Raw genomic sequence first — 20,684 nt, 5'->3', positions numbered from 1 at the left:
CGGTGAACAGCTCCGAGAGAAGGATCCGGTGATGCGGGCGGCGGACGCGGGGGCGGGCCACAGCGAACGGCCGTGGTGGTGGGACGCGGTGTGCTACCAGGTCGACGTCGGCGCGTTCGCCGATGCCGACGGTGACGGTGTCGGCGACTTCGAAGGGCTGCGCGGTCGGCTCGGCTACCTGGAGCTGCTCGGCGTGGACGCGGTCGTGCTGGCCGGTGCCGCCGGGCTGGATCCAGCTGCGCAGGACTTCGCCGAACTGCTCGCCGAGGCGCGCAGATCCGGGATGCGGGTGATGCTCGCGCTCGACGTGGATCCGGCGCGCGGCAACCCCGCCGCGGTGCTCGAGCCCTGGCTCGCGCACGGCGTGGACGGGTTCCACCTGGCGCCCCGCGAGGACCCGACCCGTGCGGTCGAGTCGGTGCTGGCCGAGTACCCGGACCGCGTGGTGATCGGGGCCGGCGACTGGCACCTGTCGTTCAACCTCGACCTGGCGATCGCCGGGTTCGCCACCGAACCGCTGCGCAAGGTCATCACCGGCGCGCTGGCGACGCCCGGGCGGCGCACGGCGTGGGCGATGGCCAGCCGCGACACCCAGCGCAGCCGGGACGCCGCCGCGCTGACCCCGGTGCGCTCGATGGCCCTGGTGCAGCTGGCGCTGCCCGGCGCGGTGTGCCTGCGGCACGGCGAGGAGCTGGGGTTGCCGGGCACCGAGCGGATCCCGATGCCGTGGGAGGGCGAGAAGCCGCCGTTCGGGTTCTCCGAAGCGAGCGGCGACTGGTCGTCGATCCCGGCGGACTGGGCCGCGTTCACCGTCGAAGCGCAGTTGGAGGACGAGCAGTCCACCCTGTCGCTGTACCGGCACGCGCTGGAAACCCGGATCAGTCACCCGGCGTTCACCGGTGACGAGGTCGAGTGGTTCGGCGCACCGGAGGGCTGCTTCGCATTCCGCCGGGTCGGCAGCGACCTGATCTGCGCGCTGAACACCTCGACGGCCCCGGTGCCGCTGCCGCCCGGCGAGGTGCTGCTGTCCTCCCGCCCGGTGGAAGGCGAGGAGCTGCCGCCCGGTACCGCCGCCTGGCTGGTGTGAGCCTGCACTCTCCGGCGTCACGGGCCGTGCGGGAGCTCGTTCTAACCTGAGTAACGTTGTTGGAATTGACCTCGAGACCCCGCTGGATGCCATGACTGCTATTGCGGCTACTGCGCCCGAGACGAGCACTGCTCGGCCGCAACCACGCACCGGCCGACTGGTCGGGGTCGACGTCGCACGGTTCTTCGCCGTGTTCGGCATGTTCTGCATCCACTTCGGGGTGCCGTTCCTGACCGGTAACGCGGAGGTGTGGGTCGCGCAGTTCTCCAGCGGCCGGTCCACGGTGCTGTTCACGCTGCTGGCCGGGGTGTCGCTGGCGCTGCTGTCCGGGCGCGGCACTCCCCCGACCGGCGATGCGCTGCGCCAAGCCCGCCTGCGGATCACGTTGCGCGCGGTGCTGCTGCTGGTGCTCGGCATCCTGCTGGCCAAGGCCACCGAGGCGACCGGCTTCCTGCTCACCGTGATCATCCCGTTCTACGGCCTATACTTCCTGCTCGCGGTGCCGTTCGTCCGGCTGCGCACCCGAGGTCTGCTGATCGCCGCGACGGTCACGGCCCTGGTGGGTCCGCAGGTGTCGTTCGTGCTGCGCACCTGGATCGCCGGGGACACCCCGATGGCCTGGCTGGTCACCGCGGTCAACACCGTCGACCCGGGGCACCTGATCGCCAAGGCAGGGGTCTTCGACCTGCTGCTGCTCGGCTTCTACCCGGCCTTCTCCTACCTGCCGCTGGTGCTGCTCGGCATGGCCGTCGGACGCCTGGACCTGCGCTCGACGAAGGTCCGCTGCGGGCTGGCGGCGGCCGGTTTGGCCGTGTCGATCGCCAGCTGGCGGGTGTCGGAGTGGCTGCTGCAGGCGATCGTTGGCGAGCCGCCGGGGCCCACCGAGGGCACCGTGCCGATCGAGCACCCGCACTGGCTGCTGGCCACCACCGCGCACAGCGGCACCACCTTCGAGCTGCTCAACTCCGGCGGTATCTCGCTGGTGATCCTGGCGGTCTGCCTGATGCTGACCGACCGGGTGGGCAAGCTGTTCAAACCGCTGGCCGCCGCCGGATCGATGGCGCTGACCCTGTACGCGATCCACGCGGCGACGATGGCCTGGCTGATCGTCGTCGGCGGCTACTCGCTCAGCGGGGTGCCGGAGCCGCTGGCGCAGCTGTCGACGATGGGTCCGGACCTGCCCGACACACCGGACATGCCCGCGTTCCCGCGCGACGGCCACACGCCCGACGGCGTGGTGGCGTTCATCTGCACCTTCATGCCCGAGGTGTTCCTGATCTTCGCGATCCTGTTCCCGCTGGCCTGGAAGTACTTCTTCCGCCGCGGCCCGCTGGAAGGCGCGGTCAGCGAGTCGGTCCGCTTGCTCGCGGACCGTTTCTCCCGACGCTCCTGATCAGTCTTTTTACCGCTCCGAGGACTTTCGCCCCTGCCCGAACCGGGCCATCCTGGGGTCGCGTGGACGGATGGATTCCATGTGCCTCTGGGGGGTGGCTCGATGAACATCCGGCATCGGACCGGTGGGGATGGGGCGGTCGACATACCGCCGGCGCTGGGCAAGGCGATGGCGGACTACCGGGCTCTGCTCGACGAGCTGGAGCGCGGCACCATCGACGAATCGACGTTCCGGCACCGGGCGCTGCGCGTGGGGTTGGTCCTGCGCGAACGGGATGCCTGGATCCTGGACCTGTCGACCGAGCGGTGGTGGCGCTACGACGGCGTGGCGCTGTCCAGCCTCCGGTTCAGCGACGCCGAGGGGTGAGGCCATGTCCGCCCCGACCGATCCGGTGCTCCTGCAGGAGCGCCTCAGCAGCGTCATCCGCGACGCCCAAGACACCGAGTCGGGCTGGGTGCGCACACCGCTGTCGGTGCACCCGCTGCCGATCGCAACGCTGCGAAGCCGCCTGCACAACGCCACGACGTGGCTGGGCCGGGTGTGGTCGTCCCACGCGCGCGGCGGCCCGGCGGTGCGGCGCTGGTTGACCGATGAGCCGCTGGGCTCGCCGGTCCCACCGTCGGACCAGCGGCTGCCGCTGCGCAAGCAGTTCCGCGTCGCGCTGGCCACGGCGTTCTTCGGCGCCTCGGTGGCCGCAGGCTGCTACGTGCTGACGGCGCCGCTGGCGGACCCGTTCTTCGGGCTGATCCCACCGGACATCTTCAACCGGCTACCCCCGATCTCGCAGCGCCCGATGGACAACGGCCCGGGCGGCCCCGCGCCGGAGGTCGAAACGGCGCCCGGTTCCCCGGTGGTCGCGAGGCTCCCAGCTCCAGCCGCACCCGCGCCGGCACCAGAGCCGGGCACACCCGCGGGCACACCGGGTTCTCTAGACGCTCAGACACACCCGGTGCCGCAGAGCAGCGGCACCGGCGGAGGAACCTCGCCGCAACCGCCAGCGCAGTCCCCGCCCCCGCCGGTCCAGTCCTCGACACCACCGACGCAGGACCCGACGACCACCACGACGGCTCCACCGGTGACGACCACAACACCGCCAACCACCGACCCGACAACAACAACGGTCCCGACCACAACAACAACGGTCCCGACCACGACGACGGACCCGACCACAACGGCAACGCAAACACCCACGACAACCCCGACGCCAACCAGCACGACCGGCGAACCGACGGAGACCGCACCAACCGAAACCGCTCCGACCACGGTGACATCACCAACGGAACCCACCACGACGAACCCGCCGGAGACCGGCACCTCGTAGTCCGCAAATCGCGGAAGGTTTCTCTCGGCTGAAGCGGGTGGAGCGTCGTAAGCTGCCAGGAACTTTTTCCGCGGGTGTGTCGATCCGCGGCTATGCCGTTCGACCCAGGGGCGAGGGGGTCCGAGCGGGACCCCGGACAGCCCAGGGAGGCGGAGCCGTGAAGTACATGCTGATCATGCGGGCCACCGACGAGTCGTTCGAGGCGTTCCAGAACATCGACTTCGAGGTGATCATGGAGTCGATGGGCCGGTTCACCGAGGAGATGATCCAGGCAGGAGTCCTCGTCGCCACCGAAGGACTGGACGACGCCGCGGACAGCGTGGTCGTCGACTACTCGTCCCAGCCGCCGGTGGTCACCGACGGCCCCTACGGGGAGACCAAGGAGCTGTTCGGCGGCTTCTGGACCGTCGACGTCGCCTCCAAGGAGGAGGCCGTGGCGTGGGCGAAGCGAGCGCCGCTGGCCGGGCCCGGCACCAAGTGCGAGATCCGCCGGGTGACCAGCATCGACGAGTTCCCGCAGGACAACGAGTGGATCAAGAAGGAGCGGGCTTGGCGCGAGGCGACGGGTCAGCTCTGAACCCCGGCACCGGTCGTGACGCGGTCGCGGCGGTGTGGCGGATCGAGTCCGCCAAGATCGTCGGCGCCCTCGCCCGCTACACCGGCGACTTCGCCCTCGCCGAGGACCTCGCCCAGGAGGCGTTCGCGGAAGCGCTGGTGACCTGGCCGCGCGACGGCGTCCCGACCAACCCGGCGGGGTGGTTGCTCGCCGTCGGGCGCCGTCGCGCGATCGACGCGTTTCGCCGACGGGCCGCCCTCGACGAGCGCTACGCCGTCCTCGCCCGCGACATGGGCGAGGACGGCTCCGGCGACCCGCTGTGGGATCCGGACCAGATCGACGACGACGTGCTGGCGCTGATGTTCACCGCCTGCCACCCCGTGCTGTCGCCGAAGGCGAGGATCGCGCTCACGCTGCGGGTGATCGGCGGTCTGACCAGCGACGAGATCGCCAAGGCGTTCCTGGTCCCGACCGCCACCGTGCAAGCCCGGATCACCCGGGCGAAGAAGGCCCTCGCCGCGGCCCAGGTGCCGTTCGCCGTGCCCTCAGCGGCGGAACGGACCGAGCGGCTCACCTCGGTGCTCAGCGCGGTCTACGTGATCTTCACCGAAGGCTCGTCAGCCAGCTCCGGCGCAGACCTGATCCGGATGGACCTCGCAAGCGAAGCGCAGCGCCTCGCACGGGTGCTGAGCCGTCTGATGCCGGGAGAACCCGAGGTCCACGGCTTGCTGGCGCTGCTGGAGCTGACCGCAGCGCGCTTCCCCGCCCGAACCGGCCCCGACGGCGAGCCGGTGCTGCTGGAACACCAGGACCGCCGCCGCTGGGACCACGCCGCAATCCGCCGAGGACGAGCCGCACTGGCCCGAGCGACAGGGATCGGCCGAGGCCTGGGCGCCTACGGTCTGCAAGCCTCCATCGCCGAATGCCACGCCGTCGCAGCGTCGGTCGACGAGACGAACTGGGAGCGAATCGTGCTCGTCTACGAAGCACTCAGCCGACTCGCGCCGTCACCGGTGGTCGACCTCAACCGAGCGGTCGCGGTCTGCATGGCCCACGGCCCAGCCGCCGCCCTGCAGATCGTGGACGAGTCGGCAGCAACCAAAGCCCTGCAGAACTCCCACCAACTACCCAGCGTCCGAGCCGAACTGCTCACCCGCCTCGGCCACACCGACCAAGCCCGCACCGAACTGCGACGAGCCATCCACCTGTGCGCCAACGACCGCGAACGGACAGTCCTCGAACGCAAACTCGCCGACCTCGGCTGAGCGTTCAGTCCAGGCTCGCCACGCAGGTGGACAGCAGCGCGGCGAGTTGGCGCACGTCGTCGGGCGCGAGATCGGCCGTCATGCGGTCTTCGACGGCGAGCACGATGCCGTTCGCCTCGTCCAGCAGAGCGCGGCCTCGGTCGGTGAGGCTCACGGGTCGGGCTCGACCAGAAGTGGGTCGATCCGCGACGCTGGCCAGCCCTGCTGCTCGGAGTCCGTTCAGCACGTCGCGCAGGGACTGGCGGGTGACGAAGGTGCGGCGGGCGAGCTCGGCGGCCGGCTCCCCTGGTGCGTCGGCCAACGCGCGCAGCACCGCGTACTGGGACATCGACAGGCCAAGCGGGCGGAGGCGTTCCTCGCACGAGCGGCGGAACGACTGCTGCGCCTGCTTGATCAGGTAACCGACCCGCTCGCGCACGTCCCCTTGACTCATGTCAGGAACCTTACACATAATCATTCATGTAAGGAACCTGACAACGAGAGGCAGTCATGACCACCATCTCCACCGACGCCCCGATCGCCACGCTGATCAACGTGTTCACCGTCCAGCCCGACGAACAGCGAGCCCTGGCCGACCTGCTGGCGCACGCCACCGAGGAAGTCATGCAGCACCTGCCCGGCTTCATCTCCGCCAACATCCACGCCAGCACCGACGGGACCAAGGTCGTCAACTACGCCCAGTGGAGGTCGGCCGAAGACTTCCACGCCATGCTCAGCAACCCGACCGCCCAAGTCCACATGCACCAAGCCGCCGAACTAGCGGATCACTACGAGCCACACCTGTACACAGTGGAATCGGTGCACCACCACTGAACTTTCAACACTGGAAAGTGAGTCCAAAGTGGACAAGGTCGGTCACGCCGCGAGGAGGGACAGGTCGAGCGACCGCAGGCGGACGAGGTCGGCGATGAGTTCGTACTGGGCGACCTTCCCGTGCTCAACGGTGATCGCGATAGCCAGCAGCAGCCTCCCCCGCGGCGCGATCACAACGCCCACAGCCCCGTTGACCAGCACCAACTCCGCGAATCGAGCATTGCGCCCGAACCCGGCGATCTCCTCGGCCACGGCCTGCGCACCCCGGATCTCGGTCGCCCTGCCCGCCGACAGCGCAGCCCGGTCGGCCAGTCGAACGACATCGGGGGCCAACACCTCGAGAACCGCAGCAACATCGCCCGAGCGCGAAGCAGCGAGGAACGCCTCGACCAACCGCCGGCGGTGGGCCATGTCCGCGTCACCTGCTGAGGCAGTGCCCCGCACCTTCTGGCGGGCGCGGCTGGCGAGTTTCTTCGTGACGACCACCGATCGCCCCAAGATGGCCGCGATCTCGTTGAACGGCATGGCGGACGAGTCGTGCAGCACGAACGCGACTCGCTCCGCTGGAGCCAACGCGTCGAGCACCACGAGCAGCGCACGCCCGACCTCGTCGGCGAGCAGCACCTCCTGCTCCGGATCGACGTCGTGCTCGATCTCCGGCATCTGCCGACCGACGAGTTCCTCCCGCCTGGCCTGGCGAGAGCGCAGCATGTCGAGAGATGTACCCGTCCGCGCTGGGATCTCCGTACCGCGAGCGCCGAGCGGCCGCTGCCGAACGGCGCTACGCCGCGCTCGGAGTTCCACGCGAGGACGAACTGGGACGCCGGGAAGCCGTCGCCGCCAACTGGGACCGCTTCGGCGCGCCGGCCGCCCTGTTCTGCTACATCCCACGGGAGATGGGGTCGGCCCAATCGGTCGACGTCGGCCTCTACCTGCAAACGCTCATGCTGCTGCTCCGCGCCGAGGACCTGCACAGCTGCCCGCAGATGGCGTGGTCGGTGTACCGGAGAACCGTCGCGGAAGTCGTGTCCCCACCTGACGACCTCGTGCTGTTCTGCGGAGTGTCGATCGGCTTCGAAGACACGACGGCCGAGCCCATCCGCACCACCCGCGCAGCCCTCGCGGAAACCATCACGTTCCTGGACTAACCGCAGACACCCTGAGCGCTGAGGTCCGCAGCTCCACCGGAAACTGCGGACCTCAGCATGTCACCGGTCGTAGCAACCGGACTTGGCCGCAGCGAGGAAGTCCTCCCACCGCGACGCAGAAACAACCAGAACACCACCGGCGCGATCCTTCGTGTCCCGAACGCCGGTCCGGCCAACTCCCACAGCCACCTCGACGCAGTTGCCGTTACCCCCGCTGTAGCTGCTCGTCGTCCAGCTCGCCCCAGCTAAGTCCGCCGCTGACATGGCGCTCCCTCTTCCGATCAGTCGCGCACCAGCGACTCGATGAAGCGCACCGATTCAGCTGGTGACAGCGCGACTTTCCGCAGGTTGTCGGCTGCCATGCTATATCCACGCATACGTTCTTGATCATGAATGTATACGGCGTCGTCCTGCAGCTCGACATAACCAACGGAATGCGCGTGCTCGAAGCTCAGCACCGCGAAAGCGCCGGTGAACCCACTGTGAATCCCATCCTCCGGCCTCAGGACCTGGAGCTCCACGTTCGGTAGCGCCGCAAGCCGGACCAAGTGCCAGTACTGATCTTGCAGGATCTCCGGATCACCAACATCGAGCCGGAGCGCTGCTTCACCAACCACCACAGCGAGTACGAGCGGATCCGGATCGATCAACAGCGCCGACCTGGCCTGTCGAAACTCCACGAACCTCTCGACGTGATCCGTTCGCACTCGAGGCGTTGCCGCAGTGACCGCACGCGCGTACGCCTCCGTCTGGAGCAAGCCCGGCACGAACACCGGCTCGTACAAGAACTCGTGCGCCGCTTGCCCTTCGAGGCCGACAAAAGACTGAAACCAGTTCGCCGCCACATCGGCCCACGGTGACCACCAAGCGCGCTGGTCATCGCGTTCCGCCAGCTCTGATAGCCGATCCACGACATCGTCCGGCGCGCCGTAGAACTTCAGCAGGTCAGCAACCTCTTTCGGCTGCTGGCGATTTCGGCCGCTCTCCAAATGGTTGATCTTGCCCGGCGTACACCCGATCGCTTCAGCTGCAGCAACAGCGGCCTGATTCGCAAGCTGCCGGTAGTGCCGGAGCTCGACCCCGATGAGCCACCGCTGAGCAGCAGGATCAGTCCACTTGGCCATCGCTCCACCCCTCTCGCCGCGAGCACGAACAGTGTGCACGCAGGCACTCTCAGTCATTGCACCTGATCGAAGTATAGACATCAGTAAATTCCTACGTGGATCATTAAAGCCAGGAACCGACGGACAGGAGGAACGCGAATGTTGCCTGGTGGCGCGAAAATCGTTCGGTGGCAGCCGGTTTCCGGTGGGCGGCACGCCTTCGACATGGCTGCGCGGCGAGCCGAGCCGGGGCTGGTCGTCAACACCTTGTGCGGGGTCGAGGTCAGCAGCGATGAGCTGCAACAGATCGCACCGGAAGTCGACTGGATACGCGAGAAGACGTGCATGAAGTGCTGGGAGATCCTCAAATCCCGCCAGCAGTGACGGCGAATCCGAACCAGAGGCGAAAGGTTTCACCATGTTCTGGCTTCAAGCCTCGACGCTCGTGCTGATCAACGTGTTCATCTACGCAGCGGTCTTCTTCCGGTTACCGCGAGCACGTCACAGCGGCGGCGGCGAAGGCGACTACACGGTGTGGCAGCTGATCTCGCAGGTAGAAGCAGAAAACCAAGCAGACCAAGAGGATTCCGGCGGCGGTCGACATCGCCTGCGCGAACCGACCTAGCCCTTGAAGCCGGACCGGTGCGGTGATTCCCCGACCCCGCACCGGTCCACCCGGTGGTCGGGCGTGTCCCCTCCCTCGCGCCCGGCCACCCCGGTAAAGCGCAGCTCGGTGCCGCTCCCCCGGCCTCCACCGAGCTGTCCAGGTCGGGTTGGTACGCCTTCTCCCCGCGCACCAACCCGATCCCCTGCGCTGGCAGCGCGGCGATGTGGCGGGTCAGAGGAGGAGGGGGAGCAGGGCGTGGCGGCGGCGGACTACTGCGCCGTAGCGGGAGTCCAGGCGGAGCCAGGCGTCTGTGGCGCTTACTCGGACGATTTCGGATTCCTGGGGTTTGGTGACCAGGAAACCCATGCCGGACAGTACGAACAGGCAGCGGAGGGGGACCTTCACCTCGTAGCCCGAGCCGGACACCGTGAAGACCTCCTGGTCCAGCAGCGATGCCGGCGGTGTCCCCTTTGGACCGACGTTGTCCTTGGCCACGTCGATTCCTCGCTCCGCGACCTCGCCGACGAGCTTGGCCGGGAGGTCATCCACCCGCTGCCAGCCCGTGGCCGGGGGCAGTTCCGATCGCCACATCAGGTCGCGGGGCGGGCCCGGGTCCATCACCGGGCCGCCCGCGACCGTCAGGGTTGCCAGCAGTTCGTTGCCGGAGACCGTCAGATCCGCCGGATCCACTTCCGCCGCAACGGATCTGGTGCACAGGGCGTCGAACGGCGTTGCCGCCCAGACGTCCACCCGGCCGGTGTCCGCGCGGTTGCGCAGGCGCACCAGAGCCTGGCCGTCCAGGCGGACCGCTCGGGCCACGAACGCGCCCAAGTCCTCGCGTTCGACCGCATCGGGCATTCGCAGTTCAGGCACGGTGGGACTCCGACTTCGCCGGGTCGAGCTGCCACTCGGCGAGGAAGTCGCGTTCCTCCGCGGTCAGCCGCCGCGGGCGCCCGGCCCTCAGGTCGTAGGGCACCATCAGGGTTTCCGCGGTCGCCACCGCTTCCTGCGCGTAGGCCGTGTAGTCGACGATGAACGACGCCGCCTTCAGATCGCGCACCGACATCTGGACCTGCAGCGACTTCGACGCGTAGACCAGCGGGCTGTGGTAGTCGATCACGACTCGCGCGACCACCATGCCGTCGGCCATGCCGAGCAGTCCCTGCCGCTCGGCTTCGGTGAACAGCAGGTCGGCGCGCGCCTCCTCCAGCAGCGTGATCGTCCGGGCGTGGTTGACGTGCCCGAACGCGTCCATGTCGGACCAGCGCAGGGAAACCTCTGCTACGAACGCGCCCACTGGGGAGCTCCCTTCCTGCCGTTCGGGTGGCTCGCGGTCGCCCGCGAGCCACCCGGCACTCACCGGACCATGCTGCGCAGCTGGCGCGCGGCCACCGACAGCGTGGCCAGGTCGAGCCGACCGGAGCTCACGATCTGCTCGAGCGACGAGTTGGCCCGAGCCAGTCGCGACTCGTTGGCCGACTCCCAGTGAGCGATCTTCTGCTCCGCGTCGTCGCCCGGGTCGCTGGTCCGCAGGACGTCGATGGTGATCGCGCGCAGCGTTGCGTAGAGATCATCCCGCAACGCCAACCGGGCCAGCGAGTGCCACCGGTTCCCGCGCTCCAACTCGTTGACGGCCAGCAGCATCCGCTCGACGTCGAGGTGCTCGGCGAGCTCGTAGTACAGGTCCGCGCTCTCCCGCGGACTGCGCTCGGCGCTCACCCCGGCATCGCGCTCGGCCAGCTCGGCGACCTCGCGGATGTCCAGCAGTGCGAAGGAATCCAGCAGCGTGCCGACCCGTTCGGCCAGCTCCGCCGGAACCCCGGCCGCCATCCAGCGCTCGATCAGCTCGTTGGAACCCTCGGCCGCGCGGCCGCGCAGCAGCCCGCGAACCGAGCCGGACAGTTCCTCGACCACCGGCTTGAAGCGGGTGATCTCGGCACCGATGGCCAGCGGCTGCGGCCGGTTGTTCAGCATCCAGCGCGCCGCCCGGTCCAGCAGGCGACGGCTCTCCAGCACCAGCTCGTCGGCCACCGAACTCGGCACCGAACGGCCCATCTGGTCGATCTGCTGCCACAGCGAGTGCAGGTCGTAGACGCTGGTGACCACCGCGAAGGCGCGCACCGCATCGGTGGTGGAGGCGCTGAGCTCCTCGGCCAAGCGGTAGGCGAAGGAAACACCGCCACCATCGACCATCTCGTTGACCAGCAAGGTCGTGATGATCTCGCGGCGCAGCGGGTGCGAGGCGATCGCGTCGCCGTAGCGCTCCTGCAGCGGCTTCGGGAAGTACTCCGGCAGCCGGCTGCTGAACGCCTCGGTATCCGGCAGGCCGCTGGCCAGCACGTCCCGCTTCAGCGACAGCTTGACGTGCGCCATCAGCGTCGCCAGCTCGGGCGAGCTGAGGCCTTCGCCGTTCTTCTCCCGCTCGCGGAACTCCTTGGCGGTGGGCAGCGACTCCAGCTTGCGGTCCAGTCCGGCGTTCTTCTCCAGCGCCGCGACCTGGCGGGCGTGCACCGACAGCATCGGCCCGGCGTGCGAGCGGGAAATGCCCAGCACCGCGTTCTGCTGGTGGTTGTCGGACAGCACCAGCTGGCCGACCTCGTCGGTCATGTCGGCCAGCAGCTCGTTGCGCTGCTCGCCGGTCAGCTTCCCGTCGGCCACCAGGTGGTCCAGCAGGATCTTGATGTTGACCTCGTGGTCGGAGCAGTCCACACCGGCCGAGTTGTCCAGCGCGTCGGTGTTGACCTTGCCGCCCGCGCGGGCGAACTCGATGCGGCCCAGCTGGGTCATACCCAGGTTGCCGCCCTCGCCGACGACCTGGACCCGCAGGTCCCCGCCGTTGACGCGGACCGCGTCGTTGGCCTTGTCGCCGACCGCGGCGTGCGTCTCGCTCGCGGCCTTGACGTAGGTGCCGATGCCACCGTTCCACAGCAGGTCGGTCGGGGCCTGCAGGATCTTCTTGATCAGCTCGGCCGGGGCCAGCTGCCGCACCGAATCGTCGATGCCCAGCGCCTGCCGGATCTGCGGGTTCAGCGGGATCGACTTCAGCGAACGCGACCACACGCCACCACCGGCGCTGATCTTGCTGCGGTCGTAGTCGTCCCAGGTCGACCGCGGCAGCTCGAACAGCCGGCGGCGCTCCGCGAAGGAGACCTCCGAGTTCGGGTCCGGGTCGATGAACACGTGCATGTGGTTGAACGCGGCGACCAGCCGGATGTGCTCGGAGAGCAGCATGCCGTTGCCGAACACGTCACCGGCCATGTCGCCGATGCCGACCACGGTGAAGTCCTGGCTCTGGGTGTCCACGTCCAGCTCGCGGAAGTGGCGCTTGACGCTCTCCCACGCACCCCTGGCAGTGATGCCCATCGCCTTGTGGTCGTAGCCGACCGAACCGCCCGAGGCGAACGCGTCGCCCAGCCAGAAGCCGTAGGACTTGGCCACGTCGTTGGCGATGTCGGAGAAGCTCGCGGTGCCCTTGTCCGCGGCCACCACCAGGTAGCTGTCGTCACCGTCGTGGCGGACCACGTCGCTCGGCGGGGTGACCTCGCCACCAACCAGGTTGTCGGTCAGGTCCAGCAGGCCGGAGATGAACATCCGGTAGCAGGCGATGCCCTCGTCCAGGGTCGCCTTGCGGTCCGCGGCCGGGTCACCGATGGCCACCGGCGGCCGCTTGACGACGAACCCGCCCTTCGCGCCGACCGGCACGATCACCGCGTTCTTCACCGCCTGCGCCTTGACCAGGCCCAGGATCTCGGTGCGGAAGTCCTCCCTGCGGTCCGACCAGCGCAGGCCACCGCGGGCGACCGAGCCGTAGCGCAGGTGCACGCCCTCCACCCACGGCGAGTACACGAAGATCTCGAACTGCGGCCGCGGCTCGGGCAGGCCCGGGATCTCCTTGGGCTCCAACTTGAACGCCAGGTACGGGCGCTCGCGGCCCGGGTCGGCGGAGAAGTAGTTGGTGCGCAGGGTGGCCCGGATCAGGCTGAGGTAGTTGCGCAGGATCTTGTCCGCGTCGAGGCTGGTGACCTCGTCGATCAGCTTGGTGACCTCGTCCACCAGGTCCGCTTCGCGGGACTCGCGGTCCTCGCCCGCCAGCGCCGGGTCGAAGCGCGCCTCGAACAACCGGACCAGCGTGGTCGTGGTGGTGCGGTGCGCCAGGATCGCGTCCTCGATGTAGTCCTGGCTGTAGGCGATGCCGACCTGGCGCAGGTACTTGGCGTAGGCCCGCAGCACCGAGGCCTGCCGCCAGGTCAGCCCGGCCTGCAGCACCAGCGCGTTGAACCGGTCGACCTCGGCAGCACCCAGCCAGGACGCGCGGAAGGCGTCCTCGAACCGCTCGCGGAGCGTGTCCAGCCACCGCGAATCCACTGCGCTCAGCAGCTCGGGGTCGAGCCGCAGACCGAAGTCGTAGATCCAGTACTGCCGGTCGGCGCCGTCGATCGAGATCTCGTACGGACGCTCGTCGACGACCTCGACGCCCATGCTCTGCAGCACCGGCAACACGCGGGACAGGGTGACCCGGCCGCCGACGTAGATCTTGAACCGGCGCTGCCCGCCGCTGGAGTCGCGCGGCACGTAGAACGACATCTTCAGGTCGTTCGGGCCGGACAGGGACTCCAGTCGCCGCAGGTCAGTAAGGCCCTCGGCGGCGGTGAAGTCCTCCTTGTAGGCCTCCGGGAAGCTCGCCGCGTAGCGCTGGCCGAGCTGGCTCATGGCCTCGGAGAGGCTGCGCGCCACGTGCCCGTCGCGGCTGGCGCCGGACTGCTCGGCGTCGACCTCCTCCACCATCCGGTCGTCCCAGGTGTGGATGGCCTCTTCCAGCCGCCGCTGGATGCGCGCCAGGTCCGGCTCGACCTGGTTCTCCGGGTCGGTGTGCACCACGAAGGCCACCCGGGCCAGGGTGGACTCGCCGACTCGAGTGCTGTACTCCAGGCTGGTGCCGCCCAGCTCGGCCAGCAGGACCTCCTGCATGGCCAGCCGCGAGCTCGTCGTGTAGCGATCGCGCGGCAGGTAGACCAGGACCGAGTAGAAGCGGCCGTAAGGGTCGCGGCGCAGGAACGGCTTGAGCTTGCGGCGCTCGGCCAGCGCCAGCACGCCGGTGATGGTCTCCTGCAGCGTGTCCGAGTCGGTGGAGAACAGCTCGGCGCGCGGGTAGTTCTGGATCTCCTCCAGCATCCGCTGACCGGAGTAGGACTCAAGCGGGAATCCGGCGCGGTGGATGACGTCGTGCACCCGGCGCTCGATGAACGGGATGTCCAGCACGTTCTCGTGCAGCGCCGTGGTGGTGAACAGGCCGAGGAAGCGGTGCTCGCCGGTGACCGAACCCGACTCGTCGAAGGTCTTGACGCCGACGTAGAACGGGTGCACCGGACGGTGCACAGTGGACGGTTCGCTGGCCTGGGTCAGCACCAGCAGGTCCGGCGACAGCGCGCTGGCGCGGCCGTCCGGCCAGGTGGCGAGGCTGCGGGCCGCGACGTTGTCGCCGCGCAGAACGCCGAGGCCGGAGGCCAGCACGGCCTGCAGCGCGGGGTCGGAGCCGTTGTCGTCGACCAGCTCGTAGTGCCGGTAGCCGAGGAAGGTGAAGTGACCGTTGGCCAGCCAGCGCAGCAGACTGGCTCCGTCGTGGACTTCCGCGGCGGACAGCGGCGGCGGGGTCTTCTCCAGCTCGTCGGCCAGCGCGCGGGCGGCGGCGTGCATCCGCTCGGTGTCCTCGACGACCTCGCGCACATCGTTGAGCACGTCGGTCAAGTGGTGCTTGATGGCGTCCAGGCGCTCCTCGTCGGTGACCCGACCCACCTCGACGAACATCCAGCTCTCGCACATCGCGTCGGCGGGCGGCGCGGCCGGGTCGGCCCCGGGCAGCACGCCCTGCAGCTCACCGGCGAGGTCGCGGCGGACCGCGATGATCGGGTGGATGATGCGCTGCACCTCGGCGCCGTCGCGGCCGAGTTCGGCGATCACCGAGTCCACGAGGTACGGGGAGTCGTCGGTGACGATCTGCACCACGGTGGCCTGGCTCTGCCAGCCGTCGTTAGCTCGGTCCGGGTTGAAGATCTGCACCAGCGGACGGCCGGCGACGCGCGAGGCGGCCAGCCGGTGGTGCGACCGGAGCGCCCCGACCAGGTCGGCGGGCTCGTCGTCGACGAGCTCCTCCGCCGGGACGTGCCGGTAGTAGGCGCGCAACAGCTCAGCCAGCTCCGGCGCGCTCTCCGCTGCTCGGTTGAGCAGGCGGGTCTTGACGATTTCGGGGTTTTCGGATCGATCCCCAGCCGAGTCCCCATCGGTCTGCGGTCGTCCGGTCTTCAACTGTCCGGGATTCGAGGTCATCTTCAGGCAGCTCCACGCTTGACGGCACCTCTTTGTGCCCACAGGTTCCACCATAAGACTGCCAGTTCCGGCGACGGCCGGAGGGCGGTGCCGGGGTCTTGTGCGTGAAAACCAGCACAATGATCGATGACCTGGAGGTTTCAGAGCAGCGGATCTCTCGCCGCAGCATCGATTCCGGGCCTCCGATGCCTGGCCACCGCACCGGTTCCGCAATCGTCCGATGTGGACGCGAAGGCGGTTTGGGCGAGCTGGGAACGCTCGGTGATACCAGACACACGTGCTTCGCTGTGCCGCCCGGCTCGGGCCGTCTCGGCCTCCTCCTGACCGCGGCGACCGGTCTCGTAGGCCAGCAGCGCCTCGGTGAGCAGCTCGGCCAGGCCGACCTTCTCGGCTGGTCCCGGATCAGCCGCGGGCTCGGGCGGCGGCTCCACGACCTGGAGGTTCGGCCAGGTCTCCTGGCTCGGACCTTCCTCCTGCGGCGGCGGCTGGGACTCGGCGGGGAGCTCTGGCTGGGGGTCTTCAGCGGTCTGGTCCGGTTGGCGGTGCCGTGCGACCACCGCTGCGAGCGGGGCTGGCTCCTCCGGCTCGGCGTGGCGGGCCCGGCGGCGACCGCCGCGGGGCCGCTCTGACAGCTGCAGGCTCGCCCTGATCTCGGCCAACGACCGACCTCGCGAGCGTCGGCCGCCGGTCTCGCTCCGGCCCTGGTCCGCGTCGTCGGTGGGCTGGCTCGGTACAGCCTCGCTGCGCTGGTGATCTTCGTCCCGTGCTTCGGTGGCGACCGGCTCCGGGGCACCGTGCCTGGACACTGCGGGGGCGGCAGGCTGCCGGTCGTCGGTGAGTTCCGGAGCTGGTTCCGGAGTCGGTTCCGGCTCGATCACCGGCAGGATCGCCGTGGCGTCGGCGGCGGGTCGGTCCGCGCTGAGCGAGGGCCATGCGTCCAGGATGGCCGCTGCCTCCGACGGATCCAGCGCAAACGCGCTGTCCGACTCCGGCTCCGCTTCGTCCTGCCGCTCAAGCAACGTCTCCGGGACGAACCGCACCCCCGGGATCGTGGCTTCACCGCCGGCTGGCTGGTCCCAGCCCTCCGAGGGCCACCAATCGGACTGACCGAGGCTCTCCTCAGCCGGTTCTTGATCGCTGAAGGCCTGGTCGGTGACGTCCGCTGTGACAGGTGGGTGTTCTTCGGCCGGCTGGCGCGCGCTGGTCTTCAGATCGTCGAGCAACGCGGAGTCGAGCACCACGGTCGGCTCGTCGGACGTCCGCGATTCGCTCGCCTCCTGCCGGTGGCGGCGCTCTTCGCGCAGCTCAACGGCCCGGATGGTGAGCGAGTCCATCAATCGGCGAGCCACGTCCGCCGCATCGTCGGAGTCCGACCGAGGCCGCGGCATCTCCGGCGCAACGGCGTCCAGCAGCGAGTCCGCGACGGGCTCGGATTCAGTCGGTCCGACCTCAGCAGCTTGAACTTCAGCCCCAAGAGCCTCATCGGACTCGGGGAACTGAGTCTCGACGGGAGGGACTTCAGATGGCTCCGCATCGAGCAGTTGCTCGTCCACCGGGTCGGCCTCCGGGAACTGGATCTCCGGCTCCTCGTACCCGATCTGCGGGACAGGCGGAAAAACATCCAGACCTGGTTCGATCACCGCCGAGTGCGATCCCCGCGACTGGCGGGACACTTCGACGTCCTCGGTGAGCTCCGGGTATTCGGCCAGCAGCCGCATCCGCGCGTGGTGCACCGCAGCACGCCACCGCCGATCGGCCGCGTACGCGCCGCGCACGGCGCGCAACGCTTCGGCGATCTCCGCCCCTTGTTCGTGCACCTGGGACAGGGTGTTGAGGGACTCGGCGAGCAGGCCGTCGAGCTTGTGCCGCTCGGAAATGGCTGCCGTGTCGCTGAGCACCCGCAGCGCCGCCGCGTGGTCACCGTTGGGCAGGTGCACCCGCGTGGCCAGCGCCAGACCCAACCAGCCGACAGGTCCCGCCGCCGCGGCGCGCACCGGCTCGGCCAGCACTCGTTCAGCGGCCTGGACGGCCTCTGGCCGGTGACCGAGCTCCAGCAGCGACTGGACCCGCTCCAGCACCAGCCAGGTCCGGATCTCACCGCTGTCGGCCGCCGGATCACCGAGCCGGCCGAGCAGCTCCAAACCCGCGTCGGCGACCGTCGTCGCCTCGGCGAACTTACCGATCCGGCGGTGGTGACCAGCACGAGCCGCACAGACACGGGCCTTGAGCAGCCGGGCAGTGTCCCGGTTGCTCTCCCCCACCCCGCACAGCCGCTCGGCCTCGTCGAGAACTTCGGTCCGAGCGCCGTCCTGCTGGTGCACCGGCATCGAGGCAGCCGACGCCAGCAACGCATGCGCCCGCAGCGAAGGTTCGATCCGCTCCTGCTCCAGCACGGGAAACAGGATCCGAGCTGCGACCTCCGAGCTGCCCGCGGCGCATGCGCACCACGCCAGCTCGACGCGCAGCTCGGCCGTCACTTCGGCATCGCCTGCGGCTTCCGCATCGCGGACCGCGGCGAGGGCCCGGCCGGTGGCCGGGACACCTCGCCCCAACCGGTTCGAGGCGAACAGGGCGAGCGCTTCTGCGCGCAGTCGCGCCGCCTGATCACCGGAGTGCCTGGCGAGCACGCTGGCACGATCACTGAGCACCAACGCGAGCTCGGGAACCCTCCACCGCATCTGGTGCGCGGGTTCGAGGAGCCCTTGCGCCGAGCTCGAGTTAGGTGGACCGGACACGCTCGCCAAGGCGCCTCCGTTCATCAGCCCCGGGTCAGTTTGCGGTGCGTCACTCGGTGCGGACGAGCCGCTTCCGCGCCCAGCCTATCGATCTTGTTCTGCTCGTAGCCCTCGAAGTTGCCCTCGAACCAGAACCACTTCGCCGAATTCTCGTCGTCGCCCTCCCACGCGAGGATGTGGGTGGCGACGCGGTCCAGGAACCAGCGATCGTGGGAGATCACCACGGCGCAGCCGGGGAACTGCTCGAGCGCGTTCTCCAGCGAGCTCAGGGTCTCCACGTCCAGGTCGTTGGTCGGCTCGTCCAGCAGGATCAGGTTGCCGCCCCGCTTGAGCGTCAACGCCAGGTTCAGCCGGTTGCGCTCACCACCGGAGAGCACGCCCGCCGGCTTCTGCTGGTCCGGGCCCTTGAAGCCGAACGCGCTGACGTAGGCGCGCGACGGCATCTCGACCTGGCCGACCTGGATGTAGTCCAGCCCGTCGGAGACGACCTCCCACACGTTCTTGGCCGGGTCGATGTTCGCCCGGTTCTGGTCCACGTAGGACAGCTTGACGGTGTCGCCGACCTTGACCGTGCCGGAGTCCGGCTCCTCCAGACCCACGATGGTCTTGAACAGCGTCGTCTTGCCGACACCGTTCGGACCGATGACGCCCACGATGCCGTTGCGCGGCAGGGTGAACGACAGGTCGTCGATGAGCAGCTCGTCGAAGCCCTTCTTCAGGTTCTCCACGTCGACCACGACGTTGCCCAAGCGTGGGCCCGGCGGGATCTGGATCTCCTCGAAGTCGAGCTTGCGGGTCTTCTCCGCCTCGGCGGCCATTTCTTCGTAGCGGTTCAGACGGGACCGCGACTTGGTCTGACGGGCCTTGGCGTTGGAGCGGACCCAGTCCAGCTCGTCCTTCAGGCGCTTCTGCAGCTTGACGTCCCGCTTGCCCTGGACCGCCAGGCGCTCGGCCTTCTTCTCCAGGTAGGTCGAGTAGTTGCCCTCGTACGGGAAGGTCCGACCGCGGTCCAGCTCCAGGATCCAGCCGGCGACGTTGTCCAGGAAGTACCGGTCGTGGGTCACGGCGAGCACAGCGCCCGGGTAGTTGGCCAGGTACTGCTCCAGCCACAGCACGCTCTCGGCGTCCAGGTGGTTGGTCGGCTCGTCCAGCAGCAGCAGGTCCGGCTTGCTCAGCAGCAGCTTGCACAGGGCGACCCGGCGCCGCTCACCACCGGAGAGGTTCTTGACCTCGGCGTCCGGCGGCGGGCACCGCAGCGCGTCCATGGCCTGCTCCAGCTGCGAGTCCAGTTCCCACGCGTCGGCGTGGTCCAGGTCCTCCTGGAGCTTGCCCATCTCCTCCATCAGCTCGTCGGAGTAGTCGGTCGCGAGCAGCTCAGCGATCTCGTTGAAGCGGTTGAGCTTCACCTTGATCTCGCCGACGCCCTCCTCGACGTTGCCGAGGACCGTCTTCTCCTCGTTGAGCGGGGGCTCCTGCTGCATGATGCCGACCGTGTAGCCGGGCGACAGGAACGCTTCACCGTTGTTCGGCTGGTCGAGTCCCGCCATGATGCGCAGCACGGTCGACTTGCCAGCGCCGTTCGGCCCGACGACGCCGATCTTGGCGCCCGGGTAGAACTGGATCGTCGCGTTGTCGAGGATGACCTTGTCACCATGCGACTTGCGCACGTTTTTCATGGTGTAAATGAACTCGGCCATGCTCGAATCGTAGTTGCGCCCCGTGTCGGCCCGCGCACGCGGTCCCCCAGCATCCGGCGGCCGACCTCCGCACCCGCGGCACCGGCTGCCACCACCTCCTCCCGATCGGTGTTCGTCCTGGTCCGCGAAGGTCAGCCGGGTGGCGGAGCGCCGACCGTTTCCAGCGCCCGCACCTCGGCCCGGGATGGTGGAGTTGCGCGCGCGAGATCCAGCCCGACCGCGCTCGCCTCCACTTCGACGGTGGTGCGCCACTGCCCGCTCGACTCGTAGTCGCGGGTGCGCAATCGACCGATGATCACCACAGGATCACCCTTGGTCAGCGCGCCGGCCACGCCTTCGGCGAGGCGCTTCCAACAACTCACCGTGGCGAGGACGCGATCACCGTCCACCCACTGACCCGTGCCCGGGTCGAGCCGACGCGAGTTCGCCGCCACACGGAAGCTGACCAGCTTGTTGCCGCCCGCGGTCTCGCGGACGACCGGTTCGGTGATGACGTAGCCGACCACGGTCACCTGGGTCTCGTACATGTCCGTCGCGCTCCTCTCCGCGCAGCGCTCGGCCAGCGCTGCTGTCTCGGGAATTTCGCGGCCGATCTCCGGCTCGCCACCCAAGACTGCCGGAGGATCACCACTCAG

General features: G+C 68.9%; 19 protein-coding genes and 1 pseudogene. 10 read left to right on the top strand and 10 right to left on the bottom strand.

Annotated elements, in window-relative coordinates; genetic code table 11:
• Nucleotides 1-628: 628 nt before the first annotated feature.
• From ACWCO2_RS11155 to ACWCO2_RS11130, 6 genes and pseudogenes are all read left to right on the top strand, one after another.
• Nucleotides 629-1,087 (top strand): annotated as a pseudogene (locus tag ACWCO2_RS11155) (DUF3459 domain-containing protein); the annotation flags it as partial.
• Nucleotides 1,088-1,178: 91 nt separating this feature from the next.
• Nucleotides 1,179-2,480 carry a heparan-alpha-glucosaminide N-acetyltransferase domain-containing protein gene (locus ACWCO2_RS11150; protein ID WP_450127580.1) on the top strand — a complete coding sequence of 434 codons (1,302 nt, stop codon included), beginning with the start codon at nucleotides 1,179-1,181 and terminating at the stop codon, nucleotides 2,478-2,480.
• Nucleotides 2,481-2,582: 102 nt separating this feature from the next.
• Nucleotides 2,583-2,846: a hypothetical protein gene (locus ACWCO2_RS11145; RefSeq protein ID WP_450127579.1), complete on the top strand. Its 264-nt coding sequence runs from the start codon at nucleotides 2,583-2,585 to the stop codon at nucleotides 2,844-2,846.
• A gap of 4 nt (nucleotides 2,847-2,850) precedes the next feature.
• Nucleotides 2,851-3,801, top strand: a complete 951-nt coding sequence (locus ACWCO2_RS11140; RefSeq protein ID WP_450127578.1) for a hypothetical protein — start codon at nucleotides 2,851-2,853, stop codon at nucleotides 3,799-3,801.
• A 157-nt stretch (nucleotides 3,802-3,958) separates the two neighbouring features.
• The gene (locus ACWCO2_RS11135; protein WP_450127577.1) at nucleotides 3,959-4,378 is read left to right on the top strand and encodes a YciI family protein; all 420 of its coding nucleotides are present in this window, start codon (nucleotides 3,959-3,961) and stop codon (nucleotides 4,376-4,378) included.
• Entirely contained in the window at nucleotides 4,375-5,622 is a 1,248-nt protein-coding gene (locus tag ACWCO2_RS11130) for an RNA polymerase sigma factor (RefSeq protein ID WP_450127655.1), read from the top strand. The genes ACWCO2_RS11135 and ACWCO2_RS11130 overlap by 4 nt, the downstream gene beginning before the upstream one ends.
• 4 nt (nucleotides 5,623-5,626) lie before the next feature.
• On the opposite strand, the gene ACWCO2_RS11125 is transcribed toward ACWCO2_RS11130, so the two are convergent.
• Nucleotides 5,627-6,055: a MarR family winged helix-turn-helix transcriptional regulator gene (locus tag ACWCO2_RS11125; RefSeq protein WP_450127576.1), complete on the bottom strand. Its 429-nt coding sequence runs from the start codon at nucleotides 6,053-6,055 to the stop codon at nucleotides 5,627-5,629.
• Nucleotides 6,056-6,111: 56 nt separating this feature from the next.
• On the opposite strand from ACWCO2_RS11125, the gene ACWCO2_RS11120 reads away from it, so the two are divergent.
• The gene (locus ACWCO2_RS11120; RefSeq protein ID WP_450127575.1) at nucleotides 6,112-6,435 is read left to right on the top strand and encodes an antibiotic biosynthesis monooxygenase family protein; all 324 of its coding nucleotides are present in this window, start codon (nucleotides 6,112-6,114) and stop codon (nucleotides 6,433-6,435) included.
• A 42-nt stretch (nucleotides 6,436-6,477) separates the two neighbouring features.
• Here ACWCO2_RS11120 and ACWCO2_RS11115 read toward each other — a convergent pair whose 3' ends face one another.
• Complete coding sequence (locus ACWCO2_RS11115) at nucleotides 6,478-7,146, bottom strand: sigma factor-like helix-turn-helix DNA-binding protein (RefSeq protein ID WP_450127574.1); 669 nt, start codon at nucleotides 7,144-7,146, stop codon at nucleotides 6,478-6,480.
• Nucleotides 7,147-7,154: 8 nt separating this feature from the next.
• On the opposite strand from ACWCO2_RS11115, the gene ACWCO2_RS11110 reads away from it, so the two are divergent.
• Complete coding sequence (locus ACWCO2_RS11110) at nucleotides 7,155-7,583, top strand: nitroreductase family protein (RefSeq protein ID WP_450127573.1); 429 nt, start codon at nucleotides 7,155-7,157, stop codon at nucleotides 7,581-7,583.
• A 60-nt stretch (nucleotides 7,584-7,643) separates the two neighbouring features.
• On the opposite strand, the gene ACWCO2_RS11105 is transcribed toward ACWCO2_RS11110, so the two are convergent.
• Both ACWCO2_RS11105 and ACWCO2_RS11100 read right to left on the bottom strand, forming a co-directional pair.
• Nucleotides 7,644-7,847 carry a DUF397 domain-containing protein gene (locus tag ACWCO2_RS11105; RefSeq protein ID WP_450127572.1) on the bottom strand — a complete coding sequence of 68 codons (204 nt, stop codon included), beginning with the start codon at nucleotides 7,845-7,847 and terminating at the stop codon, nucleotides 7,644-7,646.
• 17 nt (nucleotides 7,848-7,864) lie between these two features.
• Nucleotides 7,865-8,707 carry a helix-turn-helix domain-containing protein gene (locus tag ACWCO2_RS11100; protein WP_450127571.1) on the bottom strand — a complete coding sequence of 281 codons (843 nt, stop codon included), beginning with the start codon at nucleotides 8,705-8,707 and terminating at the stop codon, nucleotides 7,865-7,867.
• Nucleotides 8,708-8,845: 138 nt separating this feature from the next.
• Between ACWCO2_RS11100 and ACWCO2_RS11095 the strand changes: the two genes are divergently transcribed.
• Together ACWCO2_RS11095 and ACWCO2_RS11090 are read left to right on the top strand one after the other, a co-directional pair.
• On the top strand, nucleotides 8,846-9,070 hold the full coding sequence (locus tag ACWCO2_RS11095; protein ID WP_450127570.1) for a zinc finger protein: 225 nt from the start codon (nucleotides 8,846-8,848) through the stop codon (nucleotides 9,068-9,070).
• Nucleotides 9,071-9,104: 34 nt separating this feature from the next.
• Nucleotides 9,105-9,311, top strand: a complete 207-nt coding sequence (locus tag ACWCO2_RS11090) for a hypothetical protein (protein WP_450127569.1) — start codon at nucleotides 9,105-9,107, stop codon at nucleotides 9,309-9,311.
• A gap of 213 nt (nucleotides 9,312-9,524) precedes the next feature.
• On the opposite strand, the gene ACWCO2_RS11085 is transcribed toward ACWCO2_RS11090, so the two are convergent.
• The 6 genes from ACWCO2_RS11085 to ACWCO2_RS11060 all read right to left on the bottom strand — a co-directional run bounded on the left by ACWCO2_RS11085 (nucleotide 9,525) and on the right by ACWCO2_RS11060 (nucleotide 20,660).
• A complete protein-coding gene (locus ACWCO2_RS11085) occupies nucleotides 9,525-10,166 on the bottom strand; it encodes a hypothetical protein (RefSeq protein WP_450127568.1) in 642 nt (213 codons plus the stop codon).
• On the bottom strand, nucleotides 10,159-10,590 hold the full coding sequence (locus ACWCO2_RS11080; protein WP_450127567.1) for an acyl-CoA thioesterase: 432 nt from the start codon (nucleotides 10,588-10,590) through the stop codon (nucleotides 10,159-10,161). The genes ACWCO2_RS11085 and ACWCO2_RS11080 overlap by 8 nt, the downstream gene beginning before the upstream one ends.
• A 59-nt stretch (nucleotides 10,591-10,649) precedes the next feature.
• Entirely contained in the window at nucleotides 10,650-15,617 is a 4,968-nt protein-coding gene (locus ACWCO2_RS11075; RefSeq protein WP_450127566.1) for an NAD-glutamate dehydrogenase, read from the bottom strand.
• A 140-nt stretch (nucleotides 15,618-15,757) separates the two neighbouring features.
• Nucleotides 15,758-18,244, bottom strand: a complete 2,487-nt coding sequence (locus tag ACWCO2_RS11070; protein WP_450127565.1) for a hypothetical protein — start codon at nucleotides 18,242-18,244, stop codon at nucleotides 15,758-15,760.
• A gap of 131 nt (nucleotides 18,245-18,375) precedes the next feature.
• On the bottom strand, nucleotides 18,376-20,049 hold the full coding sequence (gene ettA / locus ACWCO2_RS11065; protein WP_450127564.1) for an energy-dependent translational throttle protein EttA: 1,674 nt from the start codon (nucleotides 20,047-20,049) through the stop codon (nucleotides 18,376-18,378).
• A gap of 131 nt (nucleotides 20,050-20,180) precedes the next feature.
• Nucleotides 20,181-20,660 (bottom strand): single-stranded DNA-binding protein, encoded by a 480-nt coding sequence (locus tag ACWCO2_RS11060; protein ID WP_450127563.1) that lies wholly within the window; start codon nucleotides 20,658-20,660, stop codon nucleotides 20,181-20,183.
• Between the last annotated feature and the right edge of the window lie 24 nt (nucleotides 20,661-20,684).

Source organism: Saccharopolyspora sp. NPDC002376, assembly GCF_053593195.1.
This window is presented reverse-complemented; position numbering and strand designations above follow the sequence as displayed.